The following is a 26,289-nucleotide window of genomic DNA, read 5'->3' on the forward strand; positions in this document are numbered from 1 at the left end:
AAATCTTTATATTACTAATAACGGCTTTTCATTTTCATTTTTGAAGAAGTTTTTGTGATTTATTTCAAATTTCCCCAAAAATAAAACCAGCCCATCCTTTCATAACGAAAGAACGTGCTGGTTTTATTTTTGCTTTTCGTATGCATCAGGTTCAATATGAACAAGCGTATCTTTAATTTGATGCTCATCGTTCATCATATGTTCAATTTGATCAGCAATTTCATGGCTTTTGATAACATTTAAATGGGGATCTACTTTAACAGTTACATCGATCACGACTTGGTTACCAAGCTTACGCGCTTTCACATCTTCTACTTCTTTTACACCATCTACAAGCTCGATGCTTTCTTTGTAGTGCCCTAACTTTTCTTCATCAAATCCGTCCGTTAAGGAATGAGCCGCTTCTTTAAAAATTTCGATGGCTGTTTTACAAATAATAATTCCCACAGCAAAAGCAGCTACCACGTCCAGCCAGGGCAGACCGAACTGTGAACCAAAAATTCCCACAACAGCCCCTATACTCACAAGTGCATCAGACAAATTATCTTTAGCAACCGCATATAAAGACTGGCTATCAAGTTTTTTAGCAAGCTTAATATTATATCGGTAGACACCACCCATAACAGCAGCCGCTCCAAGACCTACCCAAGCAGCCAGTAAATTAGGCGCTTCAGATTTGTCCATAAATAATGACTGACCCGCATCGACCAATACTTCTAGTCCGATGACCATCATGATAAAAGAAGCAATAAGTGAAGAGATATGTTCCGCTCTGGAATGTCCATAGGGGTGATCATTATCGCGAGGTTTTTTAGAAATCTTTAAGCCGATTAAGACGGCAATTGATGCAATAATATCTGTAACATTATTAAGACCGTCGGCTTTTAATGCAGAGGAAGCGGTGATACCCGCAATGATAAGTTTACATGTCGATAAAAAGATATATGATAAGATACTAACCCAAGCGCCTTTTTGGGCTTGCTCATAGTAATTCTCCATCCCTTCCACTCCTTTATTCAAAATAAGCAAACTTAGTGTAACAAATGGATTTCGTGTGGGTCTATAGAAACATTATTGGCTGCTAACATACAAATAGAGAATGTTAAACTCTTTAGCTTTCTGCAAAACAAGTTGCCTTTACTCAACACTTTAAACGTTTAAGATCTTTCTAAATGTGGCACTTCATGTAGAAGGACATTTTTTTAAATCGCCCTGTAAAATTGTTTACTATTTTTTAAGGGTGTGATTTTTATCACAGCCGAGGGTATTTATTCTTGTTACACTAACATTGTGAAAAACATCACAAAATAAAATTCAAAGGATGATACAAATGAAAACACAATTTACACCAAAAACACGAAAAGTTGCCGTTATCGGAACTGGTTTTGTTGGCTCAAGCTACGCTTTTTCAATGGTGAATCAAGGTATTGCCAATGAATTAGTGTTAATCGATATGAACAAAGAAAAAGCAGAAGGTGAAGCACGCGATATCAATCATGGAATGCCATTTGCCACACCGATGAAAATCTGGGCTGGAGATTATAAAGACTGTGCTGATGCTGATTTAGTAGTTATTACAGCGGGCGCTAATCAAGCTCCAGGGGAAACACGCTTAGATCTAGTTGAAAAAAACGTTAAAATTTTTGAATGCATCGTAAAAGATATTATGAACAGCGGATTTGACGGCATCATTTTAGTGGCAACAAATCCAGTTGATATTCTCGCACACGTTACACAAAAAGTATCAGGATTACCAAACGAACGGGTAATTGGTTCAGGAACGATCCTTGACACAGCTCGCTTCCGCTACTTGTTAAGCGACTATTTCGAAGTAGATTCTCGCAACGTCCACGCTTATATTATGGGGGAACATGGAGATACGGAATTTCCTGTTTGGAGCCACGCGCAAATTGGCGGTGTGAAGCTCGAACATTTTATCAATACTGCCGCTATTGAAAAAGAACCCGATATGCAACATCTATTCGAACAAACCCGCGATGCGGCTTACCATATTATTAATCGAAAAGGAGCGACTTATTACGGAATTGCAATGGGGCTTGTACGCATTACCAAGGCTATTTTAGATGATGAAAATTCTATTTTAACAGTATCTGCTTTATTAGAAGGACAATACGGTATTTCTGATGTGTATATCGGCGTACCAGCTATCATTAATAAAAACGGCGTGCGTCAAATTATTGAATTGAATTTAACTCCTCACGAACAGCAACAGCTCGAGCACTCTGCTAGCATTCTTAAGCAAACTCGCGACAGAGCTTTTGTGTAACATCTAAAGATTTTTGCGGGGGACTCCCCCGCTCCCTTGTTTTAAATATGTAGTAGAGGTGTATGACTATGACGTGGACTCAGGTATATAATCCGTTAGATAATATTTGGCTTTCTGCACTAATTGCACTCATCCCCATTATCTTTTTCTTTATTGCTTTAACTCTTTTGAAATTAAAAGGACATATTGCTGCCGGTATTACGGTGCTTCTTTCTATGATTATTGCTATTTATTTTTATGATATGCCTGCCTCAATGGTTTTAGGAGCCACAGGCTATGGGTTTCTGTATGCACTTTGGCCCATCAGCTATATTATTATCGGAGCGGTGTTCTTATACAAGCTAACTGTCAAAAGCGGACAGTTTACTACCATCAGACAATCTATTATTTCAATAACCGATGACCCCCGCTTGCAAATGCTGCTTGTTGCTTTTTCCTTTAATGCTTTTTTAGAAGGGGCAGCGGGATTTGGGGCTCCAATTGCCATTACAGCAGCGCTTTTAGTTGGACTTGGGTTCAAACCGTTAAAAGCAGCGGCGCTATGTTTAATTGCTAATACAGCTTCAGGAGCGTTTGGTGCCATGGGGATTCCTGTTATTGTCGCAGGACAAGTATCTGGCATAGATCCAAAAGAAATTGCTCATTTTCTTGGCACGCAGCTTCCGATTATTTCTTTTCTTATCCCTTTTTTACTTGTCTTTATTATGGATGGGATAAAAGGATTAAAAGACGTATGGAAAGCAACGAGCATCACAGCCGTTTCCTATGCACTGACACAGTATTTAACTGTTACATACATCGGCCCTGAACTTCCAAATATCACATCTTCTATTGTGAGTTTGCTTGCTCTTGCTTTTTATATTAAACGAACAAGCCCGGCAGCAGCTAAAAGCTTCAGCCTGTCACCAAAACAGATTTTAAAGGCTTGGTCTCCTTTTATTCTATTAACGATACTCGTTACGGCTTGGAGCATTTCTTTTGTCAAAATAATGCTTGAACATATGAACCTGCTTATTAACGTCCCATTTTTACACAATCACGTAATTAAAGCAGCGCCTTTAGTAAAAGATCCTACGCCTTACGCTGCTGTCTTAAAAATAGACGTATTTGCAGCAACAGGTACAGCAATTCTTATTGCTTGTATCCTTTCAGTTTTCTTGCTTAACGTATCGCCAAAAGTGGCATGGACCACTCTTTTAGAAACCGTAAAAGAATTATCAAGACCTATTATTACTATTATGATGGTCATTGCTTTTGCTTTTATTTCAAATTATTCAGGACAGTCTTCTACACTTGGATTGGCGCTTGCTACATCAGCTGCTTATTTTCCATTTTTATCTCCATTTCTTGGCTGGATCGGCGTATTTCTAACGGGGTCTGTCGTATCAAATAATGCGCTGTTCGGCAACTTGCAGCTAACTACAGCTCAGCAAATTAATGTCTTGCCAGTTATTCTCGTAGCGGCCAATACTGCCGGCGGCGTGATGGCTAAAATGCTTTCTCCTCAATCAATTGCCGTCGCTGCCGGAGCAGTGGGACTGGCTGGAAAAGAAGGTGAACTGTTTAAATACACGCTCAAATACAGCATGGGATTTTTGATACTAGGAGGGTTTGTTACTTTTTTATTGGCTTGGTGGTTATGATAAAAAAGCGCTAAAAAGCTGTTATTACCGTGTTTCTTTCATTTAAACAAACGTTTGATTATATAAAAAAGTCCCCAGTTAGCGCTGGGGGTTTTTTTATTCCGAAATAAGTAAACCTATGTTGCCAAATTGTTTCCCTTTATCTAATCGTTCGCAAGCTGCAACTGCCTCTGACAGCGGATAGAATCGATCGACGATTGGTTTAATTTGATATTTCTCTATAAAATCCATCATGTCCACGAATTCTTCCCGACTTCCCATAGACGTACCAAGTATGTTGAATTGAGGATAAAAAATGGTTCTCAGAGGTAATTCAACTTCATTTCCAGAACTTGCACCAAAGTTAACAATTCTTCCATTTGGCTTTAATATTTCAAAATAAGCAGGAAATAAAGCTGCCCCCACACTATCAAGTATGATATCTACTTTTCTATTGTTGGTTTCTTCTTTTAGGTTGCTTCCGCTATCTAATGCATAATTCGCTCCATGCTTTAGAGCTTGCTTTCTTTTTTCACCACTTCTAGAAGTGACTGTTACGTTAGCTCCGATAGCTTTTGCGAATAACAATCCATAGGTCGCGACTCCGCTTCCTATACCGGGAATAAGGAGGTGCTCTCCTTTTTTTAATTGGCCTTTTGTAAATAGAGCTCTATAAGCAGTTAAAGCGGATAATGAAAGAACTCCCGCCTGTTTCCAAGATAGATAAGATGGCTTTTGTACAACGTTATTCGCTTGTATGATTACATACTCTGCAAATGTTCCATGTGATGGACCGCCTAAAATTTCAGGTGTAAGTGGAACGTGTTCTACACAATCCCACTCTAGACTTGGATTAACAATTACTTCCATTCCTTTTTTTAAACCTTTTACGCTTTCTCCCAATTCTTCTATAATGCCTGCACCGTCTGAACCGGGGATAAACGGCTTATCTCCTTTGCCTCGATTATTCATAACGAATAAATCTCTCCGGTTTAAACCTGCTGTTTTTAGTCTTACTTTTACTTCTCCTCTTTGAGGGTGCACCTCCTGAAGATCTCTGTACTTCATGCCTGCTATTCCACTTTTTTCACTATGTATAATGCCTTTCATCATTTCGCCTCCTCTTAATCTACCCTACTAAAAAGCTGTAAATGGAAAAAGAAATATGCCTAAAAAAAGGAAAAAAACAGTTTTCATATTCACTTTTTCACCGTTTTATCTTTATTTTTCTGTATCGTAAAGGTATTAAGTTTCTTTTATTACATTTTTGTTACAAACAATCTTTTTGTAACAAAAAGATTAAAAAGTAGAGAGAAACGCCTGAAAACGTTGATAAATCAACATTTAACTGGTAATTCTCTTACTATATCTAGTTTAGAAACTAGTAAAAAACTAAAAAAATTTAAGAAAAAAAGACAAAACACTTTCTTTTATTACAGATTTATTGTAATATAAATGTAACAAAAGAAATATAAAACACACAATTGTTACATAAATAAGGTTAATTAATTAGGAGTGAGTTAGAAATGAAAAAAATTGGACTAGTTTTATCATCAATCGCTATTTTCTTTACACTAAGCACTGGAGTTACAGCACAAACAACATCTACAACACTAACGGATGCAAATGCTGTCAAAATTGCAGCTAGTGCCAGCAATCATTTCTGGAGTGCTCTGCACGGTTATAAAAACAAACCATGTACAGAACGTACATTTGAATATAAAGGAACTGATTACGTGTATCTTTGCCCTGAATTTGATACAAAAGCTGAGCTATCAAGCTACTTATCTGAGACATTTACAAATAGTGCAGTAGAAAAAGGATTAACAAATTACGGCTATATCACATATAACGGCAAACTTGCACATCCAATCGGCGACGGATTCAGCATGTTAGAGTGGTCAAAAGCAAAAACAAAGCTTGTGTATCAAACAGCAACAGTTCGCTCTTATGAATTCACAGTTCCAACTGTAGATGGCGGCAGCGTAAAACGCACTGTCACATTCTATAAATCTAATTCTCAGTGGAAAGTAAATAAATTTGACGCTGTTCAATAATAAAAAAAGCAGGCCTGCTTGAGCAGACCTGCTTTTTTCTTTTTTTATCGATAACATAAATAAAACTTCTACTTACAGCGCTCTAATAGCTGTAAATAGAAGTTGAGATCACAAGTTTAAGTAAATCAAATTTTGTCGAATCCTGTAGAAACAGTGATAAGTTACGTTTTATATTACAGGCTAAATTGCTTATTGTCAACAAAATTCAGCAAAAAGATAGGGCAATATATTCAGAGCATAATAAAGACATTAACTTGGATTTTGTTCATGTTCCTCTGGGTTATCATGTACAGGATGAGCGCCCGGAAATAATCTTTGCGCTTTTTCATGAAGATTTTTGTTTTCATAATTAAATGCGCTATACGTTCGCTGCCCTTCTTCCCATGAAGTAGATTTCCCCAGTTTTTGATTAACAGGAGAACCGAAAGGACCGTCTGGAAATTCTTCAGCGGTTATATACTCATGGCTTTTTTCTACTGTAGAGAAATCATCATACGATGGTTGTTTGTCTTTTTTCAATGATTTCACCCCTTCTTTCTAGAAGATTTTCTACTAGTATGCACACTTCTTTGTAAAAAACCCTCTTAAATTAGTCTAAATCAGGGTATGATAACTATACATTTATTTTTAAAAGGAGTTGAACAGCTTGGAACCTAGACCTCAGAAAGGAACTTTTTTCCGAGAAAAAATCTTAAATAATAAATTTGTTGTATATACAATTATTATTTTTATTCTCAGCATGACTATTTTTTCGTTATCAAAAATCGGATTTATTTTAATTCCTATCTCTATTTTTATTAAAACAATCGCACTGCCGATTATCTTAGCAGGAATTTGCTTTTATTTATTTAATCCGCTTGTTGACTTTTTAGAACGAAAAGGTGTAAAACGAATTATTTCCATTCTTGTTTTATACATAGTGATTATCGGCGCATTAGCCATTATTATTTCATCGGTTATTCCGCCTCTAAAAAATCAAGTTGACCGTCTTATTGATAATATCCCAGAGCTGACGCATGACGTTCAGCATGCGGTGACGAACCTTTCGAATAACCGATATGTCGAACAAGGTCTTCAGTCGGCTAACACGGACCTAGATAAGATTTCAAAAGATGCATCAAAACACTTGAGTAAATATGTTTCTGGATTTTCAAGCGGTATTGTGAATTTCGTCGGCACCATTACAGAAATTATATTATCGGTTGCCGTTTTACCCTTTATTCTTTTTTACTTATTAAAAGATGGGAAAAATTTACCTAATTACATTGTAAAACTGCTTCCAAACCGCTCTCGTTCTGAGGCTAAATTCATTTTAGCCGACATGAACCACGCATTAAGCGCATATATTCGCGGGCAAATTTTTGTTGCGATTTGTATAGGTGTACTGCTTTTCATTGGCTATCTGATTATTGGGTTAGATTATGCATTACTTCTAGCGATTATCGCCATGGTAACCAACGTTGTGCCTTACCTTGGTCCTATTATCGCCATTATCCCAGCCATTATTATTGCGTTTATTACCTCTCCTTTCATGCTTGTAAAACTAGCCATTGTCTGGGCAGTTGTTCAATTGCTTGAAGGTAAAGTAATATCTCCGCAAATTATGGGAAGAAGCCTAGACATTCACCCGATTACAGTCATTTTTGTCATTCTAACCGCCGGAAACTTATTCGGAATCATCGGTATCATTTTAGCCGTCCCTGGATATGCCGTTTTAAAAGTTATTATTACGCATATTTACCAATTCATCCGTTTGAATTCGACTATGTATCCAGATAAAAAAGCATAATAAAAAGCCCATCGATTTTCGATGGGCTTACCTTTTTACTTTTGTTCTTCTTCATCTTCACGATCAAACCAAAGGAGCTCTTGATCATCTTCATCTCCATTATAGTTGATGAGAATTTCTTCTCCTGCTTGGATATCCGTATATGCATAAAAATCAAAGGTATGATTGTCAAAATTAATTTCATACGTAGCATTGGGTGTATACGAGTGATTAAACAGCATACCGTATCCCAAAAGAATAGCCGTATGATTCACTCCATATTCAAAAGCATAATCCGCTAGTGTTGTTTTCTCAATAAAATCATGCTCTTTATTAGGATAAGCGATAACAGGAGCTTCGTGAATAAGCGTTCCTTTTTTAATATCTTGCTTAGCAAATACACCTCTATTAAATTCTCCGTCGCTTATCGCCGACGCTTTTATTTCGATCATATTCGTCACCTATATATTCTTTCCTCTAAGATTTTTTTCTTCCTTAAGCTTGACAGTTTCTAATAGGGAAATCAACTGTTTTTCATAACCACTTGAATAAAAGCTGAAGGAGCGCTTATCATGCACACTTGTGTAAGCACTTACCTTGTTAGAAACACACAATTTGACTTTATTTTAGACATGAAAAAGCAATAACCTTGCGCATAGCGCTTTTTTGAGCCATTCAACATGTGAAGAATCGTTTTTCTCTGTGATATAATCGTTTATGCTGCTTTTTTATGTTAATCTATGACTCTTATTACCAAATTTATCTCATGTTAGAAGGAAGGTTTTAAATGAACTTAAATCATGACAAAGATGGTGTAACGTATGCAGTCCTTTCTTATCTTATGTGGGGGCTCACGCCAATTTATTGGAAGCTGGTTCACCACGTAGCACCAGGGGAGATTTTAGCTCAGCGCGTTTTTTGGTCTTTTATTTTTATGCTTATTCTTTTATTGATCACAAAGAAATGGCGTACATACATTACGTTTGTAAAAGAAATAATGAAAAAACCATCCTTATTCTGGTCCCTTTTTACTGCGTCTGTACTTATTAGTGCAAATTGGGGCATTTTTATGTGGGCTGTCATTGATGGAAAAATAGTAGAAGCGAGCCTTGGACAATATATTAACCCCCTAACAAGTGTTTTATTAGGTGTTATTGTCTTAAAAGAGAGATTAAGCGGGGCTCAAATTTTTGCATTTATACTAGCAGCGATCGGGGTATTAACACTCAGTCTTCATTATGGTGTGGTTCCTTGGATTTCGCTTAGTTTAGCTCTTACTTTCGGATTATATGGTTTGGCAAAGAAAAAGATTAAAGCTGACTCAACAATCGGATTAACTCTTGAAACGATGGTCATCTCCCCTATTGCATTAGCATATATAAGCTACCTCACGTTTCAATCACACTTGCAGTTTTTTGATTCTTTTTCAACAAGTCTTTTATTAATGGGAAGTGGAATGGTCACAGCTTTACCACTCTTATTATTCACAAAAAGTGCTAAAAAAGTATCATTATCAATGCTTGGTATTCTTCAATATATTTCACCAACATTATCTCTGCTAGCAGGAGTGATTCTGTACCATGAATCGCTAACAAAAGCTCATGTTATTGCTTTTAGTTTTATTTGGTTAGCTCTTATTGTTTATACGTTTTCATCTATTGCTAAATGGGGGAACAAAAAACAAATAAGAAATAAAATGGAGGCCTAACAGAATCATACATTCTCTTACGTATTATTTCTAAACAAATTGGGCTGAAAGGAGCGAGCGATATTTATGAAACAAATCATTGACGCTCATATTCACCTCGATCAATATGAACCGAAAAGCTGGAAAGACATAGTAGAGAAGGATCCTTCGTTACAAGCGCTTATTTCTGTATCTTCCACATTACAGTCTTGCCAACTTAATCAAAAAATCAGCCAATTGTATTCTTGTGTGAAACCCGCCTACGGATTTCATCCTGAACAAATGCTGCCTTCTTCAAATGAATTAGCGGAGCTGTTTGCCTGGATTGATCAAAACAATGAAGAAATGATAGCTGTTGGTGAGGTAGGTCTACCTTATTACTTAAGTCAGACCTATACTCTTTCTCTAGAGCCCTATTTGGAGCTGCTTGAAGCTTTTATTATTCATTCAAAAAAATGGGGAAAACCGCTAATTCTTCACGCTGTATATGAAGACGCTGAAATTGTGTGTGACTTACTAGAAAAACATTCCGTGTCTAAAGCTCACTTCCACTGGTTCAAAGGAGCTAAAAAAACCGTTGAACGAATGAAAAACAACGGTTACTATATTTCAGTTACACCTGATATTGTATATAAGCCTAAAATCCAAGCGCTTGCCATGGAATACCCTCTTGATTACTTGATGGTCGAAACAGATGGTCCGTGGCCATTTGAAGGACCTTTTCAAAACCAGATAACGGTTCCATCAATGATACATCAGTCCGTTGAGGAAATAGCACGTCTCAAAGGAGTTTCTGGAACGGAAGCATATGATTTTTATATCGAAATACGTCTTGTTTTTATAATCTCTCCACATAAAAGGCCTTTCCCTAAGGAAAGGCCTTTTATATCTAAATTCGTTTCACAAGTTTTACGATTAGCACAATCACTGCAATGACAAGAAGAATGTGAATGATGCCGCCGCCAATATGAAAAACTAATCCTAATAACCAAAAAATAAATAAAAGTCCAATAATCGTCCACAACATAATTTTTTCTCCTTTTTTATATGTAGTATTTGTTATAATTTTATATTTCCCTAAATGTGCATAAATAAACGCATTTCATATACATCTTTTCACTGAGGAAGGTTCACATAATGTACAAAAAGCAATCATGTTCTCTGTGGTAAAATAAGTATGTAATCTTATTTCATTTAAACTATAGCGGAGATGATTAACTATGACATGGATTGTATTACTTTCCATCATTCTTGTAAGTGCACTCAAAATATTAATAACGTGTCTTCCAACTCCAGTGGTCAAATGGCTTATGACTAAATTTCAATTACACCCAACACTTGATGACCACAACGTTACTGTCACAGTTGATGGGAAACATTTAGAAGGCAAAGACAAAATGCAAGTGATTGATTATTTTAATAAAGCAACCTTTTTAAAACAATATTATGTCCATGAAGGAAATAAGGACTATTATAAACACCTAGAAGACAGTGAAACTCCACTGGTTATCGATACGAAAAAAGGAAAAAAAGATGTTCGATTATGCGTATACAGTTATGATGATCATGTCGATGTCGTAAAACAGTATAAAAAGAAAATTATTGCTTACAGCCTGCTGTCTGATCACCTTCAAAAGCAGTCCATAACAGCTGACCTAGCTTAAACCAGTCGCCTATAAGGCGGCTTTTTTAGCTTTTAGTTTTAGTTTGAAGCTATCTTATTTAAAAATACCAAACTTTAACAGTAATTCTAATGCTATAATGAAAATTAATAGAATTTTCTAACTTTTTTAAGAGGTGATGGATAATGCTTTCTTTGTTAGGGTTTGGAATGATTGCGACTTTTCTATTTCTTGTCATCAGTAAACGCTTGTCCGTGGTTGTTGCTTTTATTTTTGTCGCTATCCTCTTTGGTATAATTGGAGGTTTTAGTGCTGATATGGGCGATATGATGATGAATGGTATTTTAAAAGTAGCTCCTACGGCCATTATGATCGTTTTTGCTATTTTATATTTTGGACTAATGATTGACGTCGGTTTATTTGATCCTATGATTTCTCGTATCCTAAACATTGTGAAAGGCGATCCTTTAAAAGTCGTAATGGCAACTGCCGTTATTACAATGCTTGTTGGCTTGGACGGAGACGGCTCTTCTACATTTTTAATTACAGTTTCCGCCTTGCTTCCTTTGTACACAAAACTGGGAATGAACCGACTAATACTGGCTTGTGTTATTAGTTTAAGCGCAGGTGTTATGAATATGATTCCTTGGGGAGGTCCTCTCGTAAGAGCCGCAGCAAGTTTGCAATTAGAAGTATCAGATCTATTTAATCCTCTTATTCCAGCTATGGCAGCGGGATTGATGTGGACTTTATTTTCAGCATATCTACTAGGAAAGAGAGAAAAAGCGCGCTTAGGAACTATTCATTTAAAAGGTGCATCAATGGCATTTGCTGAACAGCTTTCAGTTCATGAGACCCCTGGGAAGCCACCTAGACTCTTTTGGTTTAATGCCTTATTGACACTGTGCTTAATGACTCTCTTGATCATAGACATACTCCCTATTCCAATTTTATTTGCTATTGCTTTTGCCATTGCTTTATTTGTTAATTTTCCTCATCCAAAAGAACAGCAGGAAAGAATCTTAAGTCATGCAAACAGCTTTGTAATGGTTAGTACGTTGGTTTTTGCAGCCGGAATCTTTACAGGCGTTTTTACAGAAACAAAAATGATGGATGCCATGGCTAATACCATTGTCAGCCTCACTCCTGAATGGCTGGGCTCTCACCTTCCCTTAGTTGTAGCAATAACGAGCCTTCCTCTTAGCTTTGTATTTTCACCTGATGCTTATTATTTTGGCATTTTACCTGTTATTAGCCATACAGCAGCTAATTTTGGTGTAGACCCTGTAGAAATAGGACGAGCAGCTTTATTGGGACATTCCACAACTGGGTTTCCCCTATCTCCTTTAGTACCTGCTACTTTCATTCTGATTGGGCTGGTTGAAGTAGATTTCGGGGAGCATCAAAAGTTTCTTTTCAAGTGGGCCTTTGGGACAACTATTGTGATGACAATTACAGCCATTTTAACGAATGCTATCTCCCTTTAGACTCTACCATAAAAAAGGAAGCCGACTACCATAAGGCAATCGGCTCACACATGTAGGATATTGATTTAACACTAACAAAGTACAACACAACACTAGTAATTATATAATATATTTCATTATTTTGAAAGCGATTTCATATATATTTTTAAAAATATTTTGTTATTTGTTTTTCATAGAAAAAAACCACGTTTCAGCCAATTCGAAACGTGGTTCTTTTCTGTAAGGACTTGCCCTACAGGCTATAAATGTAAGTAAGCTCATTATAGCATGAGCTCTTATCTAGATTCTATGGTAATTACTGTATAATATCGTTACATTACGACCGGTTGTATTTTTCTGTCCATGTGCAGCGTATTCCATGGCTCATCCTGTTCAGCAAGCCTTTCGATAAAATCTTGTGAAGTCCAGAATGGAATAGCCCCCGGTAAAAAAGGATGAGTATGCAGATACAACGTGTCATAAAAATGACTTTGAGCAAATTGTTCCACTGCCTTTAACAGCTGCTGTCCAATGCCTAGACGCCGATATGCTGGATCGACATAGCATTTTACAATCTCGGCTGCAGTTTTATGTTCATATCGCTTTTTTAATGCATGAAACCTTCCATCGTAAGCGTATAAACCAATTGTTCCAATTACTTGTTGATTTTCCGTGACAGCTGCAAAAAAAGCAGCGCCTTTCGCTTGAACATAATATTTATTAAAATGAAGCAAATCCACAGGAAGCTGATTTTTTTCCATCATAGGAAATAGCTCATTCCGCATATTCATGACAAACTGAATCACTTCCGCATCCTTTTCTTTTACTTCTTTAATTTGATACGTTTGTACTTCTTGCACGTTTACTGTCACATCCTTTTATCTATCATTGTATACTTTCTCGTTTTCCTACAGGAACAACACAATATTGACTATGGCGTTACGTCTAAATGCTGAGTCAGCATATAATACTCGCTTGGATTTGTGGTCCAGTTTTTCACTTTTTGATTATAAGCAACAACAATGTTTGGATATACAATCGATGACGTCAGCATTTCCTCATTAATCAAAGCGGTTGCTTGCTTAGCTAACTGATCTCGCTTTGCGTCATCTACTGTTGAATTTAACTGTTCTATCATTTTTGTTAGCTTATCGTCATCAATCCGGCTGGCATTTAAACCACCGCCCGGCAAATAGTTCGTACTTAAATAATAGCTTGCATCTCCTCTAGGTGCAGTGATAAGACTGTACAGTGCTAAATCCCAATCGTCTTTTGCCATTACATATTCATCGCTGTCCTCAACGAGATGAATCTTAATAGTAATTCCTAACTCTTTGGCATTAGACTGTATAAGCTGAGCAATCAAAGGAAGTTCTGGTAGAGAGCTGTATGTGACAAGAGAGAGCGATAGTGGCTTTCCATTTTTCATTGGTTTGTCATTTTTGATTTGATAGCCTGCTTTCTCTAAATATTTTTTAGCAGATGGCATACCTCTTTGCTCATTAGCATTATTATCAGCAAAAGGAAATTGAGGTAAAAATGGACCTCGAGCTGCTGCCGCTTGATTGTTCATGATGCTGCTGACAATTTCTTTTCGGTTCAGTAAGGTATCGATAGCTTTTCTTACATTTTCGTCTTTTAATGCGTCATTGGTTTGATTATAAAGTAATAAATGTGTACGCACACTGGGTACTCCACTTACCTTAAAAGACGGATCTGTTTGTAAAGTGCCCAAACTTTCTAAAGGCGGGCGATAAATAATATCCGCTGTTCCGGACTGAAGAGCCGCAACGCGCGCATTAGCATCTTCGTTAAATGCAAAGATCGCATTTTTTAATTTTACTTTCCCATTCCAATAATGTTCATATCTTTCTAACTTCACTTGATTTCCTTGATCGAAAGTCAAAACTTGAAATGGACCTGTGCCAATAGGCTTCTTAGCTATATTAGAAACATCAACATCTATAATAGCTGTGTTTGGATGTACTAACTCAGAAGGAAATTTAGGCATTGGTTCTTTTAATGTAATTGTCAGCGCATGACCGTTCGCTTTCATTTCTTTAATATTTAAAGCGTTTTTCATCGCATAACTTTGATCTATCGTTCTTTGAAGAGAAGACTTAACGGCATTTGCATCTAGCGCTTTACCATTTTGAAACGTAATATTCTTTCTTATCGTAAATGTCCACGTAAGACCGTTATCTTCCGTTTTCCACTTTTCAGCAAGCCAGGGCTTTATTTTTAAATCATTGCTGATTTTAACAAGCGTCTCCCCTACTCCCGCACGAACTGCTGTATAATTATCATCCGTATGAGGATCAAGCGTTGCAGATGTAAAATTAAATAAAAACGTCACACTTTTATCCGTTTTCTTTTTTTCTTTTATACTTATGCTCTCTTCATTAGGAGCACAAGCAGTGAGGCAAAGTAACACAAGAAATATCATAGATACGAGTTTTTTATTATTTATCATTGATTTTTCCACCTTCTATTTTAATACACAAAAAAAGCACTTCTAAAAAGAAGTGCTTGTCTTCAATACAAATTCAGATAAACGTATCCCTTGTTTATCTTATTTTTGATTCTGCCAAAACACCTCCCTATCCTCGTAGGTTATTGTGTGCTGCGATTTATGGCAGGTCTCCTGGCTTCAAGTCATTGCCTTATACCGCCTTCCCGTCTCTAAATAGACAGTGGCTTTTTGACATAAGGCTCCTTGTTACAGTGGCGGGACCGCTCCGGATTTGCACCGGATTCCCTTTTAAGGCAATTGAAAAACAATTGCCACCATAAAAGCTGGTTATTTAATTTAGTAGCGTGCTCTTGAAACTCTAGAAGTAGAAGCTGATGGTGAAACATCTTCATCATCAAATCCAGTGGCAATAACGGTTACCATCATTTCGTCCTTTAAATCTTCATTAATCACGGACCCAAAAATCATATTTAAGTCCTGATCAGAAGCAGACGTGACAATATCTGCTGCTTCCTGTACTTCGTAAAGACTCAAGCTGCTGCCGCTCGTAATGTTCAACAGCACGCCTCTTGCTCCATCAATCGATGCATCTAGCAGCGGACTAGAAATCGCTTTTTTCGCCGCTTCAATTGCCCGGTCTGATCCAGAAGCTCGTCCGATACCCATAAGCGCAAATCCTTGATTAGACATGATTGTTTTTACATCAGCAAAGTCAAGGTTAATCAGCCCCGGAACAGCGATTAAATCTGAAATACCTTGAATACCTTGGCGAAGAACATTATCTGCTTCACGGAATGCTTCAAGCATAGGCGTCTTTTTATCGACAATTTCAAGCAAGCGGTCGTTTGGAATCACAATAAGGGTATCTACCGATTCATTCATCGCAGTAATACCGCCTACTGCTTGCTTCGTACGTTTATTTCCTTCAAACTTGAACGGGCGAGTGACTACTCCAATTGTTAAAGCATTTAGTTCACGGGCAATTTGGGCAATAACCGGAGCTGCTCCAGTACCGGTTCCTCCACCCATGCCAGCTGTTACGAATACCATGTCTGCGCCTTGCAGTACTTCTTGAATTTGTTCTCTGCTTTCTTCGGCTGCTTCTCTTCCCACTTCTGGATTAGCTCCTGCACCTAATCCTCGCGTTAATGCAGCACCAATCTGCATTTTTACATCTGCTTTAGATAAGTTAAGCGCCTGAGCATCCGTATTAACGGCAATAAATTCTACTCCTTGTACACCATGTTCAATCATACGGTTAACGGTGTTATTTCCTCCACCGCCGACTCCAATTACTTTAATTCGCACTAGTGGCGATACATCTGCATCAAATCCAAACATTCTAAGTTCCTCCTCAATGATCAAAATTACTTTCTCTTCTTATCCGAAAAAACACGTGAAGAACCTTTTACTCCTATGTTTAACGCGTAACTGTTCTTTTGTTTTACAGATTTTATACATTTCTCTTTTAACCTTTAAATCTTTACATCTTTATGTAAATTTATTGTTGTTCTAAAATTAGTACGCCGAACTCTTTTATGGCTTTTCCACTCAAAACGGCATATAAGCTTATTGTATCATTCATTTGACAGATGTCTGTATTTAATTTTGAGTAAGATGTGACTAAGAGAATAATATTTTTAGAGACAAAATGAGAAAAAGCCCTTAGAAATAAGGGCTTCTCTAGATAATAAACCGTTTTATAATTTCCCAGTTAAGAATTGAGCCTCTCCCATGCCAAAGCTCCAGTCAGCATTACCGTTTTCAACAATCGAAATCATAATGTCGTTTGGCTGAATGCCGCAGCTCTCTCCAAGCTCTTTTACAATTAATCTGTAAAGAGCTTGCTTTTGCTCTTCTGTTCGCTGTTTACTCGTTACACTTATAATAACCAAATCCTTGCTTCTCTCAAAGCCAAGACCTGTATCTTCAATAATCATTTCATGAGCAGGATGCTGATGTACAATTTGATAACGGTCTCGCTCCGGGACGCCAAAGGCTTCTAGCATCGCTCGGTGAGCAGCGTCTAGCAATGTTTTTAACTCTTTTTCATCTCTTCCTTCTATTACATCAAATCTAAGTAATGGCATACTAAGTAACCTCCAGCTTTTTGTCTAATATATTATTGCCTCATCATATCACAACTATCATTTGTAAAAAAAAGATATGCTATTCACAATGTGCTCTCTAGTGAAAGAGACCTCAAATGCTTCAATAAAAGCTGAACCTAACAAAAAGAAATGAGCAGCATAACGGCTCATTTCATTAGTATAAAAACATTTATAATAAGAGCTAAAATACATACAGATACAATGGCAATGAGTACGTTCATCACAAGGTTTTGCGAGGATGTTTTGGCTTGTTTTTTCATATCAGCCCGACTCATCTGTTGCTTTTCATGATCACTTTTAGACATCACGTAGCCTCTCCTATTCATCAAAATGTCAGCAGTGTGTAAATGATTTTTGAGAAACCTTGATCCAGTTCTTTTGTATAGACAGCAGCACATGCAGGTTATCACCAGTTATTTTAGCATGTTTTGTCAAATAAGTGGACTATGTAGCGCTTCAATTTATTATTCACAGCCAAATATATTTAAATTCGTTGCTTTTCTCTTCTTTTCTCGCTATTGTTTGAGAAGAAGGATAATTAGATACGATAAAGGATGATACGATATTGAATAACCATACGCAGCTGCCTCAGTATATCTACACATACGCATGCAGCGAAGAGGAACTCTCACTATGTCAATTAGAGAGACGCTCTCTTTTTGAAATTGAAACTGAGAAACCTATCATAAAAAGTGCTGTTAAACTTGATCCAAGCAGAAGCCCTTTTATCAAAGAGCGATTAGATATTATGTATGAATCAGATGACCTTGCAGATATTTGTAAGCAAGTAGAAGATATTGACCTCGGAGACAAAACATTTAAACTCATTTTTATGAAAATTAATGACTTGGAAAAAGATCAAAAAATAAGTTATAAAGGTCAGCGTGCTATTGAACGTGATGTGGGTTGGCATTTTGTAGCAGAAGCAGACTTGCATAACCCTGACCATTTTTTTGGCATTGTTCCATTTGAAGGACGCTGGTATTTTGGGAAATATCAAAAAAGCGAAGCGGTATGGCTGCATCATTTGAAAAAACCGCGTGAATACTCTACAGCACTCAGTACCCGCCTTGCAAGAGCTGTAGCTAACATTGCCGTTCCAAACCCCGAAGGAATCAAAGCGATTGATCCATGCTGCGGTATTGGTACAGTCCTTGTAGAAGCCCTTTCAATGGGTATTGATATTGTAGGACGCGATATCAATCCACTTGTGACCGACGGATCTCGTGAAAATATTGCGCATTTCGGCTTAAGCGGTGATGTCAAAACTGGACCGATTTCAGATGTTACAACTCACTATGATGTAGCTATCATCGACATGCCTTACAATCTCTACACCCACGCGACGCCTGAAGATCAGCTTTCTATTTTAAAACACGCGCGCCGCTTTGCGGATAAAGTAGTCGTGATTACAGTAGATACGATTGACCATATGATTCATGAAGCGGGCTTTTCTATTTCAGATCGCTGCGTAGCGCGCAAAAGCGTATTTTCTAGACAAGTAGTTGTATGCGAATAAAAAAGACACCAGTCTAACAGGCTGGTGTCTTTTGATTTACCACTCTTTAGGTTCATAGTCTAATTCTTTGAATAGCTGCGTACGCTCTTTTTTCGTTAAATCTCTCCATTGCCCAACAGGTAAGTTGTTTAAATGGATATTCATAATACGCGTGCGCTGAAGGCGGTACACTTCATATCCGAGCACTTCACACATACGGCGAATTTGACGATTTAAACCCTGTGTTAAAATAATTTGAAACTCATACTTAGACAGCTGTGTCACTTCACAAGGAAGCGTTTTTGTGCCTAAAATTTTCACTCCCTCAGACATGTTTTTGATAAACTCTGGTGTAATTGGCTTATCTACTGCCACAATATATTCTTTTTCATGCTTGTTTTCTGCACGTAAAATTTCATTAATAATATCGCCGTCATTTGTAAGTAAAATTAAGCCGTCTGAATCCTTATCAAGTCGTCCAACGTGGTGAATACGCAAAGGGTGATTGACTAAATCAATGATGTTTCCCTTTACTTTTTTTTCACTCGTACTTGTAATGCCGACTGGTTTATTAAGCGCAATATATACATTATTTCGAGCAATCCGAAGCTGTTGGCCGCTTACTCGAATATCATCGCCTGGCTTAACTTGATCTCCGACTTTTGCAACCTTTCCATTAACGGTTACTCTTCCTTCACTAATTAACTTATCTGCCCCGCGTCTTGACGCCTTTCCAGATTCGCTAATAAATTTATTCAGTCTCAGGTGAATCACAACCTTACATTTAAAAATTTTAAAATTTGTCTCTTCTATCAGAAACAGACATATGCCAATTTCTATACCGTCCCTATCGTAACATGCTATACGCTTCTCGTCTTCTTTTAATTTCATTACTTAATCATATTTTTTTAACAGTAATAGAAGTATAGGTCCAAAATACTTTGTAACCTTATTCTTAACATTTCAATCAATGCTTACACCTGTGAAACTTGCATCAATCTTCACTTATATACAAGGCCTAGACGTGTGGATTGACTGATCAGTATAGAGTTGCTACCATTATACTGACCGATCAACTAGTAATTATATCAGGGAGCTGTTTTCATGGAACCAACCAATTCAAAAGAAAAAATTTTAAGCGCAGCGGCTAAACTTTTTCGCAAAAAAGGCTATCACGCCACCAGTCTAAGTCAAATTACAAAAGAAAGCAGGGCTCCGAGAGGATCTATTTATTATTATTTTCCGGATGGAAAACAACAGTTAGCAAAAGAAGCTATTCAAAAAACGGGAGAAAGAGTCAAAGCTTATATCGAAAAATCCCTCGCTTCTCATGAAGATGCCGCGTCAGCTATTCAATATCATATAAAACTGATGGCTGATCGAATGTTTGAGCAAGTGGAAAATGAAGCGGATATCTCTCTCGCTGCTATGTCGAGTGAAGTATGGTCATCAAACGAAATGCTTCGTATGGCCTGTGAAGCCGTGTATAACGAGTGGGAGCAAGTTTATGCAGATAAGTTAGTTTGTTCAGGTTATGAACAAGAGGAAGCAAGACAGCTAGGTTCAGCTATACAGTCTTGGATTGAAGGGGCTTATACTCTTTCATTAACTAAAAATAGTACAGCCCCTATGCAAATTGCAGCTGACCAAATTGGCAAGCTGTTTGCAAACAAAAATTAATTTAGTAAAAGGCGGTCACTTATGACACAAACAGAAGAAAAAATGAGTACACAAAGTAAGCTTATCCTTTTCATTTTGATTCTAGGGAATTTTTTATGCTTAATTAGTGAAACGGTAATGAACGTGGCCTTGCCAAGTATCATTTCAGATTTTCACATTAGAACGAGCTCAGCTCAGTGGTTAACTACCGGATATATGCTTGTAATCGGCATCTCTGTTCCGGTGTCTGCTTTCTTAATTCAACGATTCACATTAAGACAGCTGTTTGTGACGGCTATGAGCTTTTACTTAATTGGGTCCTTCATTGGATTTATTACTCCATGGTTTTCTCTGCTTTTTGCGGGCCGTATGATTCAAGCATTAGGGACAGGCATTATTTTACCTCTTGTGATGAGCACAATGTTAACACTCGTGCCTGTTAGCAAACGCGGCACCGTAATGGGGATTTTTAGCGTAGCTATTTTATTTGCACCGGCAATAGGACCGGTTCTTTCAGGATTAATTATTCAATATTATTCGTGGCAAATTATATTTCTAGGTCTTTTAATTGCAGCGGCGCTTATTTTCCTATTTGCTCTCTTTAAGCTCAGTAACGTTTCTGAAACATCTAGACCAACAATTCATATGCCATCTGTGTTTCTTTCTACAATTGGGTTTGGAGGAGTTGTTTATGGATTTAGCGCAGCTGGTGAAGAGACGGGATGGAGTAATCCTATCGTATGGCTTACGCTCATAATTGGCGTCATAGCTCTTGCTTTATTTGTCAGACAGCAAAGCAAGCTGAATTCTCCTATGATTAATATGAAGCCTTTTAGATCGTCTGTGTTTTCAAGATCGATTTTCTTAATGTTTCTTATTATGATGATTCAGTTTTCAATGATGTTAATTTTGCCGCTATACTTCCAAACGGCTGCGGGACTGTCTCCTTTGCAAACAGGGTTTCTTATGCTTCCTGGCGGCGTAACGCTGGCTCTAACAGCTATGGTGGGAGGACGTTTGTTTGACAAAATCGGATTTAAACCGCTGCTTTTAACGGGCTTAGTCCTTTTAACAATTATCTTAAGTTTGTTCACTACTATTTCAAGCGGAACAAGCACAACGACTGCAGCCATCTTATACGCAGCCTTTACAATTGGCGTAGGTTTAAGCATCGGTCCCGTGATGACGCTTGCTTTAAATCAAGTGCCAAAACCGCTTCATGCCCACGGTTCAGCTATTTCAAATACGATTAACCAAGTTTCAGGCGCGATTGGACCCGCTTTGTATACAAGTATTATGACCATGGCTTCTCAGCACTTTATTCAACATTCAAACGAAACGAATAAAACGCTGTTACAAATAAACAGTATGACAAGCGGGGTTCATACCGTCTATTATGTAGCCATCGCTTTCGCCGTCGTTTCGTTCCTGCTCGCTCTTACGTTAAAGAAAAGAGATCAGCATCTTGAAACACAATAAATAAGAAACTGATAAGAGCTGCTCATAATTTGAGCAGCTCTTGTTATATGCAGAATTTATATTACAAATGTGAAAGCAATCATAGACACTATCAAAACAAGGATAACAATACTTTTCTTTTTTTCTATCTTCCATGCTTCAACAGCGCCCACGATACCACCAATAGCTAAAATAAAAGTACCTACAACGTGGAGAGGAAGCAGAGATAATACTCTACCTAAACTCGCCATCACTCCTCCAACCAATATAAATCCTGTTGTTACAATAGATTTTAAAGATATTAAGTCTCGTAGCGCTTCTTTTTTTTCAGTTTTACTCAGTTTAAAGTACTCTATTATACTAAAAACAGCGGGTGTTCCCCATAAAATAAAAAAGCTAATCAATCTATCTGCGTCTACACTCACTGTTCATTCACCGCCTTTATCAATCCCTTACGCTCAGTTCCACCATTTAACAAATAGTTATATATTATTCTTGCTTCAAGGATCCTCCAAAAGAAAATTGATGGTAATCATCAAGCTTATTCCAATACCCTATGCACTTTACGTCAGGCTCATCAATAGCTAACGCTTCTTTATTAGTTCCTTTATAAGGAAGAAATGCCGTTAACTTCACCTTTTGTTTTGGCTTGATATTTAATTTATTTCCTTCTGCTAACACCTTAAATTTATTATCAGAATAACCGTTTTTCATTTTTAAAGGATAGGATAAAAATACATTATTTTGTTTGATGGTCAAATCGCTCTTGTTTACTAATTCCATTTCATATGAAATTCCCTGCTTCATTTTTTGTTCTTTGATTACGTTAATACTTATCTTTTCTAGTTCTCTTAAAGGAAGGTTGTCCTCTTCTTTTGAACACCCGGCAAATAAGATGGCTAGAGCTAATAAAACAAGAATTCCTAACTTTCTATTCAAATAACAATCCCCTCTCTAGTAACAAAGGTTATTTTACAATTATAACTCAAAAAAGTTATTTAATGGTAAAAAACACAATTAAAAAAGCAAACCTTCATCGGTCTGCTTTTTTAATTGCTACGCATAGGTAATGTGTTGTTGTGCGAAAAACTTTTCGATAAGGAGTTTGCCAACTATATGTATATCGTAACAAAAGAAAAAAGAATGCGCTGTGAGATTTGTCACTCCTTCTTTCAAAACAATCTAACCGGATACTTCCTATTGCCTTACGCAAAAAGAGCAGATCGCAAACGCGACCTGCTCTTTTCACATGCTAGATATGGGTAATTTGTCCATGCGTGAAAAGCTCTTCAATAATAAGGGGTTTATCACTACACTTATAGAATAACAAAGAAAAAAAGATGGGGCTGTGAGATTTATCACAGCCCCATCTTTTTTATCCAACTAGCTTATTAAATTGTACACGTTTATTAATTGCAGCCATAATGGGTGCTCCAACAAGCATAACAATGAACTCACCAACGGCTGTTGTTAACCAAGTAAAGAAAAATGGTAAATCAAATGCCAAGTGCAGTTCAAACGCAATAATAAACATCGTGAACGTAAATACAAGTGTATTCACAAGCATACGAGCCCACATATTTTTAATGTAGCGCATAGAAAAAATGGTAATGAGTAATGATAGCACGGATTGTCCTACCCCAAACACAAGATCATAAGCGACCATTGGTGAAAAAAACAAATTCGTCAGAAATACTCCTAGCACAATGCCGTACACGTACTTTTTATTAAACACAATTAAGTGATTGAACATTTCCGATATACGAAATTGGATATTGGTGAAGCCAAACGGCTGGATTAACATGCTGACAGCAATATACATAGCAGCTAAAAGACCGTTGACGCAAAGTGTTCTTATATTCATCTTACTATTCTCTCCTTAGTTTTTTAACGTGGGATGGTTACGAACCACGTAAACACTCAAAGAATCATACAGCAAGCTTAAGCTTTCGTCAAACTAGCTGTTTACAAACTACTGCTGCTTTCTATATCTTGCATATTGACTGCTCTTTTTTCTTACTTTCCTTTAGTATAAAATAGAAGACGTATCAGTATACATAGGTGACATCAAGTAGTTAACCCTTTTGATTTGAAATACGAAAGGATTTGTAGCGATGTTAGATAATACAGATAAACGCATACTCGAAGAGCTATCAAAAAATGGACGTATGAAGATGAAAGAATTAGGAGAAAAAGTGCATTTAACCGGACAAGCCGCTTCTGCTAGAGTATTAAAGTTAGAAGATGAAGGCATTATCAAAGGCTATACAATTAACATTGATGAACGAACACTCGGCTACACCATCCATGCATTTTTAAATATCTATACGCAGAGCATTCATCATCACCCCTACCTTACATTTTTAGAAAGTCAGCAGGAGCACGTTATCAACAACTTTAAAATCAGCGGCGATGGCTGCTACTTACTAGAATGCAAATTTCATTCAAATGAAGAACTAAATGATTTTTTGACAGAGCTAAATCAGCATGTGAATTACAAACTTTCAATCGTCATTAACAAATAAATTTTAAAAAAAATAAAGGTATATTAATTTATGAAAATGGTAATCCTAATAACGTATTCCCCCTATTCCAATAAATTTGAAAATCCTTTGCACCATCGCAAAGGATTCTTTTTTTATGTAGGAAACCGCCTTCTATTTTTTGAAAAGTTGAACATCTCTCACAGCGTTGACATAGCGGTCAGAGGTTTATATAATCGGTGACATCGAAGCATAGAAAAGCCGGATTAAGACCTATACACGTATCGTAATTCTTCGTCTTAGAAGTTGATCAGTTTTATAACTAGACAATTTCTAAGACGTTTTTTATTTTATCATTTGTGAAACACTAGTAAAAACAAGATTCCACATGAAAATATCCTAATAATCAAGGAGGTTTGCATATTGAAAACAATCTATAAAGACATTATCTTAATTATTGTTGGAGCACTTTTAGTTGCTGCATCCATTGATTTTTTCGTCATTCCAAATAAATTAGGTGACGGAAGTACGGTTGGTATTGCCCTTGTTTTATATTATTTATTTCATATCCCTACAAGTATCAGCACATTTCTTGTAAACCTTATATTTATTGCCTTAGCCTATAAATTTCTAACCAAAAAAACGATTCTTTATACGATTCTAGGAGCCGTCATGACATCTGTTTTCCTCGGTCTAGTCAGCTATATTCCTTTTCACGTTCACGACATGATTTTAGGAATTGTATTCGGCGCCTTACTAATGGGAACAGGACTGGCTCTCATTTTTATAGCAGATGGATCGACTGGTGGAACAACTCTTTTAGCTTATTTATTAAACTACACAAAAGGCTATAATATTTCTAAAAGCATGTTCTACATGGACAGTGTCATTATTTTAGCATCAGTTTTCGCTATTGGCGTCAATAACATGCTCTATACTTTTATATTCGTCTATCTTTGTGCCAAAATCGTAGATGTCGTTATCGAAGGTTTCCACAACAAAAAAGCAATGACGATTATGTCCGATCAATACAAAGACATAGCGCAAGTCATCACCAGTGAATTTGGAAATGCAGCCACCATCTTTTACGGATACGGCTACTACGCCAACAAAGATAAACGTATTATTTACGTTGTTATTAAAAAGAACGAGCTATTAAAAATTAAAAAGAAAATCCAGCAAATTGACCCGAATTCTTTTATTGTCATCCACGAAGTAAAAGAAGTTGTCGGCGGGAAATTTGGATTTATCAGTAATTCGCCTCATGAAACAAAAGCCGCTGCTAAATAAAAAATCCACCTCTTGGTGGATTTTTTTATGAAAAAACCGTTAAGAAAAATGAAAAGATACCTGCTAAAAAGTAAACCGACCCTAACGCAATTGCTCCTGTAACGACCGTAAATACACTTAATCCGATAGCCACCTTCATTTTCATCCACATCCCTTTTTAGATTAGTAGTATAAGTATGTCCAAGAATAGAAGATTTATAACTATGCCATCCTATTTATTTCATATATCGATGCAACAATTGTCTATTCAATGTGTTCTAAAACCACCCCTGGCGACATAATGTATAGGAAGGATTTCATATACACATCTTTGTATCACACATATCATATGAAATTAGGTGAGATAAAATGGTGGCTGTCCACTTTTTTGAAAACAGAAAACTTCTATTAAGCCAGCTGAGGGAAAACATTCCTTCTACGGGTGATGATTTAAAGATTAAAGGACGAAAAGGAACAGTCGTGCTTGTGAATGACATCGATGAAAAAAATGTTCACGTGGAAGTTGCTTTAGAAAAAGTAGTGAAAAAGAACTTAGCATTAGATAACGCTAAAAAGAAAAGGAGATAAGCGGCTTACGCTTATCTCCTTTTCTTTTTAATTTATATACGAGTCGTCTGTATCTTTTGCTTCAGTTTCCCAAAAAAAAGAGACTCCTAAAAAGGAATCTGCAGCAAAGAGCGATATCATCGCCTGAATATTAATACAAGCTATATTTTAACATATAAAAACATATTTTACAAAAATAAACTATTATTTTACGCATAATTATTTTTTATTCGAGGTTTTTCAACATTTGAAACCTATTTCG

27 protein-coding genes, 1 pseudogene and 2 riboswitches are annotated in these 26,289 nt (G+C 36.8%); of the genes and pseudogenes, 14 read left to right on the forward strand and 14 right to left on the reverse strand.

Annotated elements, in window-relative coordinates; all coding sequences use genetic code 11:
* Positions 1-123: 123 nt before the first annotated feature.
* Positions 124-999 carry a cation diffusion facilitator family transporter gene (locus tag ACFX4E_RS23895; protein ID WP_028410239.1) on the reverse strand — a complete coding sequence of 292 codons (876 nt, stop codon included), beginning with the start codon at positions 997-999 and terminating at the stop codon, positions 124-126.
* A 331-nt stretch (positions 1,000-1,330) separates the two neighbouring features.
* Between ACFX4E_RS23895 and ACFX4E_RS23900 the strand changes: the two genes are divergently transcribed.
* The gene (locus ACFX4E_RS23900) at positions 1,331-2,287 is read left to right on the forward strand and encodes an L-lactate dehydrogenase (RefSeq protein ID WP_013081626.1); all 957 of its coding nucleotides are present in this window, start codon (positions 1,331-1,333) and stop codon (positions 2,285-2,287) included.
* Between the two features lie 68 nt (positions 2,288-2,355).
* Positions 2,356-3,930 (forward strand): lactate permease LctP family transporter, encoded by a 1,575-nt coding sequence (locus ACFX4E_RS23905; protein ID WP_081732062.1) that lies wholly within the window; start codon positions 2,356-2,358, stop codon positions 3,928-3,930.
* A 96-nt stretch (positions 3,931-4,026) separates the two neighbouring features.
* On the opposite strand, the gene ACFX4E_RS23910 is transcribed toward ACFX4E_RS23905, so the two are convergent.
* A complete protein-coding gene (locus ACFX4E_RS23910) occupies positions 4,027-5,019 on the reverse strand; it encodes a zinc-binding dehydrogenase (RefSeq protein WP_098526259.1) in 993 nt (330 codons plus the stop codon).
* A gap of 416 nt (positions 5,020-5,435) precedes the next feature.
* On the opposite strand from ACFX4E_RS23910, the gene ACFX4E_RS23915 reads away from it, so the two are divergent.
* The gene (locus tag ACFX4E_RS23915) at positions 5,436-5,966 is read left to right on the forward strand and encodes an IseA DL-endopeptidase inhibitor family protein (RefSeq protein WP_028410237.1); all 531 of its coding nucleotides are present in this window, start codon (positions 5,436-5,438) and stop codon (positions 5,964-5,966) included.
* A 249-nt stretch (positions 5,967-6,215) separates the two neighbouring features.
* On the opposite strand, the gene ACFX4E_RS23920 is transcribed toward ACFX4E_RS23915, so the two are convergent.
* The gene (locus tag ACFX4E_RS23920; RefSeq protein WP_028410236.1) at positions 6,216-6,485 is read right to left on the reverse strand and encodes a hypothetical protein; all 270 of its coding nucleotides are present in this window, start codon (positions 6,483-6,485) and stop codon (positions 6,216-6,218) included.
* A 127-nt stretch (positions 6,486-6,612) separates the two neighbouring features.
* On the opposite strand from ACFX4E_RS23920, the gene ACFX4E_RS23925 reads away from it, so the two are divergent.
* Complete coding sequence (locus tag ACFX4E_RS23925; protein ID WP_013081622.1) at positions 6,613-7,755, forward strand: AI-2E family transporter; 1,143 nt, start codon at positions 6,613-6,615, stop codon at positions 7,753-7,755.
* A gap of 35 nt (positions 7,756-7,790) precedes the next feature.
* Here the strand turns inward: ACFX4E_RS23925 and ACFX4E_RS23930 are convergent, their stop codons facing one another.
* Positions 7,791-8,186, reverse strand: a complete 396-nt coding sequence (locus ACFX4E_RS23930) for an SET domain-containing protein (RefSeq protein WP_025753011.1) — start codon at positions 8,184-8,186, stop codon at positions 7,791-7,793.
* A gap of 335 nt (positions 8,187-8,521) precedes the next feature.
* Between ACFX4E_RS23930 and rarD the strand changes: the two genes are divergently transcribed.
* Together rarD and ACFX4E_RS23940 are read left to right on the forward strand one after the other, a co-directional pair.
* Positions 8,522-9,442: an EamA family transporter RarD gene (rarD, locus tag ACFX4E_RS23935; protein WP_028410235.1), complete on the forward strand. Its 921-nt coding sequence runs from the start codon at positions 8,522-8,524 to the stop codon at positions 9,440-9,442.
* A 66-nt stretch (positions 9,443-9,508) separates the two neighbouring features.
* Positions 9,509-10,278 (forward strand): annotated as a pseudogene (locus ACFX4E_RS23940) (TatD family hydrolase).
* A gap of 32 nt (positions 10,279-10,310) precedes the next feature.
* Here ACFX4E_RS23940 and ACFX4E_RS23945 read toward each other — a convergent pair.
* Positions 10,311-10,448 (reverse strand): lmo0937 family membrane protein, encoded by a 138-nt coding sequence (locus ACFX4E_RS23945; protein WP_013055244.1) that lies wholly within the window; start codon positions 10,446-10,448, stop codon positions 10,311-10,313.
* A gap of 193 nt (positions 10,449-10,641) precedes the next feature.
* Between ACFX4E_RS23945 and ACFX4E_RS23950 the strand changes: the two genes are divergently transcribed.
* Positions 10,642-11,085, forward strand: a complete 444-nt coding sequence (locus ACFX4E_RS23950) for a YfmQ family protein (RefSeq protein WP_028410233.1) — start codon at positions 10,642-10,644, stop codon at positions 11,083-11,085.
* 143 nt (positions 11,086-11,228) lie between these two features.
* The gene (locus ACFX4E_RS23955; RefSeq protein ID WP_028410232.1) at positions 11,229-12,530 is read left to right on the forward strand and encodes a CitMHS family transporter; all 1,302 of its coding nucleotides are present in this window, start codon (positions 11,229-11,231) and stop codon (positions 12,528-12,530) included.
* A 311-nt stretch (positions 12,531-12,841) separates the two neighbouring features.
* Here ACFX4E_RS23955 and ACFX4E_RS23960 read toward each other — a convergent pair whose 3' ends face one another.
* The 5 genes from ACFX4E_RS23960 to ACFX4E_RS23980 form a co-directional block, all read right to left on the reverse strand.
* The gene (locus ACFX4E_RS23960; protein WP_028410231.1) at positions 12,842-13,369 is read right to left on the reverse strand and encodes a GNAT family N-acetyltransferase; all 528 of its coding nucleotides are present in this window, start codon (positions 13,367-13,369) and stop codon (positions 12,842-12,844) included.
* Between the two features lie 71 nt (positions 13,370-13,440).
* Complete coding sequence (nikA, locus tag ACFX4E_RS23965; protein ID WP_377238647.1) at positions 13,441-14,982, reverse strand: nickel ABC transporter substrate-binding protein; 1,542 nt, start codon at positions 14,980-14,982, stop codon at positions 13,441-13,443.
* 143 nt (positions 14,983-15,125) lie between these two features.
* Positions 15,126-15,316, reverse strand: a riboswitch (cobalamin riboswitch).
* Between the two features lie 2 nt (positions 15,317-15,318).
* Positions 15,319-16,323 carry a cell division protein FtsZ gene (ftsZ, locus tag ACFX4E_RS23970; protein WP_013055240.1) on the reverse strand — a complete coding sequence of 335 codons (1,005 nt, stop codon included), beginning with the start codon at positions 16,321-16,323 and terminating at the stop codon, positions 15,319-15,321.
* A 359-nt stretch (positions 16,324-16,682) separates the two neighbouring features.
* Positions 16,683-17,072 carry a tautomerase family protein gene (locus ACFX4E_RS23975; RefSeq protein WP_013055239.1) on the reverse strand — a complete coding sequence of 130 codons (390 nt, stop codon included), beginning with the start codon at positions 17,070-17,072 and terminating at the stop codon, positions 16,683-16,685.
* Positions 17,073-17,239: 167 nt separating this feature from the next.
* A complete protein-coding gene (locus ACFX4E_RS23980) occupies positions 17,240-17,398 on the reverse strand; it encodes a hypothetical protein (protein ID WP_014461742.1) in 159 nt (52 codons plus the stop codon).
* Positions 17,399-17,658: 260 nt separating this feature from the next.
* On the opposite strand from ACFX4E_RS23980, the gene ACFX4E_RS23985 reads away from it, so the two are divergent.
* Complete coding sequence (locus tag ACFX4E_RS23985) at positions 17,659-18,612, forward strand: TRM11 family SAM-dependent methyltransferase (protein WP_028410229.1); 954 nt, start codon at positions 17,659-17,661, stop codon at positions 18,610-18,612.
* 36 nt (positions 18,613-18,648) lie between these two features.
* Here ACFX4E_RS23985 and rluF read toward each other — a convergent pair whose 3' ends face one another.
* A complete protein-coding gene (gene rluF / locus ACFX4E_RS23990; RefSeq protein WP_025601719.1) occupies positions 18,649-19,356 on the reverse strand; it encodes a 23S rRNA pseudouridine(2604) synthase RluF in 708 nt (235 codons plus the stop codon).
* A gap of 339 nt (positions 19,357-19,695) precedes the next feature.
* On the opposite strand from rluF, the gene ACFX4E_RS23995 reads away from it, so the two are divergent.
* Both ACFX4E_RS23995 and ACFX4E_RS24000 read left to right on the forward strand, forming a co-directional pair.
* Positions 19,696-20,271, forward strand: a complete 576-nt coding sequence (locus ACFX4E_RS23995; protein WP_377238649.1) for a TetR/AcrR family transcriptional regulator — start codon at positions 19,696-19,698, stop codon at positions 20,269-20,271.
* A 21-nt stretch (positions 20,272-20,292) separates the two neighbouring features.
* Positions 20,293-21,729 carry a DHA2 family efflux MFS transporter permease subunit gene (locus ACFX4E_RS24000; protein WP_098250141.1) on the forward strand — a complete coding sequence of 479 codons (1,437 nt, stop codon included), beginning with the start codon at positions 20,293-20,295 and terminating at the stop codon, positions 21,727-21,729.
* Between the two features lie 56 nt (positions 21,730-21,785).
* Here the strand turns inward: ACFX4E_RS24000 and ACFX4E_RS24005 are convergent, their stop codons facing one another.
* The 3 genes from ACFX4E_RS24005 to ACFX4E_RS24015 form a co-directional block, all read right to left on the reverse strand.
* Positions 21,786-22,133 (reverse strand): hypothetical protein, encoded by a 348-nt coding sequence (locus ACFX4E_RS24005; RefSeq protein ID WP_377238650.1) that lies wholly within the window; start codon positions 22,131-22,133, stop codon positions 21,786-21,788.
* 64 nt (positions 22,134-22,197) lie between these two features.
* On the reverse strand, positions 22,198-22,647 hold the full coding sequence (locus ACFX4E_RS24010) for a hypothetical protein (RefSeq protein WP_098334674.1): 450 nt from the start codon (positions 22,645-22,647) through the stop codon (positions 22,198-22,200).
* 436 nt (positions 22,648-23,083) lie between these two features.
* Positions 23,084-23,572, reverse strand: coding sequence for a QueT transporter family protein (locus ACFX4E_RS24015; protein WP_013081607.1), 489 nt, complete (start codon positions 23,570-23,572; stop codon positions 23,084-23,086).
* Between the two features lie 9 nt (positions 23,573-23,581).
* A riboswitch (PreQ1 riboswitch) is annotated at positions 23,582-23,626 on the reverse strand.
* A gap of 196 nt (positions 23,627-23,822) precedes the next feature.
* Between ACFX4E_RS24015 and ACFX4E_RS24020 the strand changes: the two genes are divergently transcribed.
* The 3 genes from ACFX4E_RS24020 (at position 23,823) to ACFX4E_RS24030 (ending at position 26,048) form a co-directional block, all read left to right on the forward strand.
* Positions 23,823-24,233 carry an Lrp/AsnC family transcriptional regulator gene (locus tag ACFX4E_RS24020; RefSeq protein ID WP_060745367.1) on the forward strand — a complete coding sequence of 137 codons (411 nt, stop codon included), beginning with the start codon at positions 23,823-23,825 and terminating at the stop codon, positions 24,231-24,233.
* Between the two features lie 381 nt (positions 24,234-24,614).
* Entirely contained in the window at positions 24,615-25,481 is an 867-nt protein-coding gene (locus tag ACFX4E_RS24025; protein WP_377238653.1) for a YitT family protein, read from the forward strand.
* Between the two features lie 348 nt (positions 25,482-25,829).
* Positions 25,830-26,048: a hypothetical protein gene (locus tag ACFX4E_RS24030; RefSeq protein WP_013055227.1), complete on the forward strand. Its 219-nt coding sequence runs from the start codon at positions 25,830-25,832 to the stop codon at positions 26,046-26,048.
* Positions 26,049-26,289: the final 241 nt, after the last annotated feature.

The sequence above is a fragment of the Priestia sp. YIM B13491 genome, from assembly GCF_042787605.1.
Lineage (GTDB): Bacteria > Bacillota > Bacilli > Bacillales > Bacillaceae_H > Priestia > Priestia megaterium_E.

What these genes read in the sequence shown, in the direction of transcription:
- ACFX4E_RS24020 (WP_060745367.1), top strand. Translation starts at nt 23,823, where the DNA reads ATGTTAGATAATACAGATAAACGCATACTCGAAGAGCTATCAAAAAAT.
- ACFX4E_RS23975 (WP_013055239.1), bottom strand. Translation starts at nt 17,072, where the DNA reads ATGCCATTACTTAGATTTGATGTAATAGAAGGAAGAGATGAAAAAGAG.
- ACFX4E_RS23950 (WP_028410233.1), top strand. Translation starts at nt 10,642, where the DNA reads ATGACATGGATTGTATTACTTTCCATCATTCTTGTAAGTGCACTCAAA.
- ftsZ (WP_013055240.1), bottom strand. Translation starts at nt 16,323, where the DNA reads ATGTTTGGATTTGATGCAGATGTATCGCCACTAGTGCGAATTAAAGTA.
- ACFX4E_RS23905 (WP_081732062.1), top strand. Translation starts at nt 2,356, where the DNA reads ATGACGTGGACTCAGGTATATAATCCGTTAGATAATATTTGGCTTTCT.
- ACFX4E_RS23915 (WP_028410237.1), top strand. Translation starts at nt 5,436, where the DNA reads ATGAAAAAAATTGGACTAGTTTTATCATCAATCGCTATTTTCTTTACA.
- ACFX4E_RS24000 (WP_098250141.1), top strand. Translation starts at nt 20,293, where the DNA reads ATGACACAAACAGAAGAAAAAATGAGTACACAAAGTAAGCTTATCCTT.
- ACFX4E_RS23930 (WP_025753011.1), bottom strand. Translation starts at nt 8,186, where the DNA reads ATGATCGAAATAAAAGCGTCGGCGATAAGCGACGGAGAATTTAATAGA.
- ACFX4E_RS23900 (WP_013081626.1), top strand. Translation starts at nt 1,331, where the DNA reads ATGAAAACACAATTTACACCAAAAACACGAAAAGTTGCCGTTATCGGA.
- ACFX4E_RS23980 (WP_014461742.1), bottom strand. Translation starts at nt 17,398, where the DNA reads ATGTCTAAAAGTGATCATGAAAAGCAACAGATGAGTCGGGCTGATATG.
- rarD (WP_028410235.1), top strand. Translation starts at nt 8,522, where the DNA reads ATGAACTTAAATCATGACAAAGATGGTGTAACGTATGCAGTCCTTTCT.
- ACFX4E_RS24015 (WP_013081607.1), bottom strand. Translation starts at nt 23,572, where the DNA reads ATGAATATAAGAACACTTTGCGTCAACGGTCTTTTAGCTGCTATGTAT.
- nikA (WP_377238647.1), bottom strand. Translation starts at nt 14,982, where the DNA reads ATGATAAATAATAAAAAACTCGTATCTATGATATTTCTTGTGTTACTT.
- ACFX4E_RS23955 (WP_028410232.1), top strand. Translation starts at nt 11,229, where the DNA reads ATGCTTTCTTTGTTAGGGTTTGGAATGATTGCGACTTTTCTATTTCTT.
- ACFX4E_RS24030 (WP_013055227.1), top strand. Translation starts at nt 25,830, where the DNA reads ATGGTGGCTGTCCACTTTTTTGAAAACAGAAAACTTCTATTAAGCCAG.
- ACFX4E_RS23995 (WP_377238649.1), top strand. Translation starts at nt 19,696, where the DNA reads ATGGAACCAACCAATTCAAAAGAAAAAATTTTAAGCGCAGCGGCTAAA.
- ACFX4E_RS23945 (WP_013055244.1), bottom strand. Translation starts at nt 10,448, where the DNA reads ATGTTGTGGACGATTATTGGACTTTTATTTATTTTTTGGTTATTAGGA.
- ACFX4E_RS23910 (WP_098526259.1), bottom strand. Translation starts at nt 5,019, where the DNA reads ATGAAAGGCATTATACATAGTGAAAAAAGTGGAATAGCAGGCATGAAG.
- ACFX4E_RS23895 (WP_028410239.1), bottom strand. Translation starts at nt 999, where the DNA reads ATGGAGAATTACTATGAGCAAGCCCAAAAAGGCGCTTGGGTTAGTATC.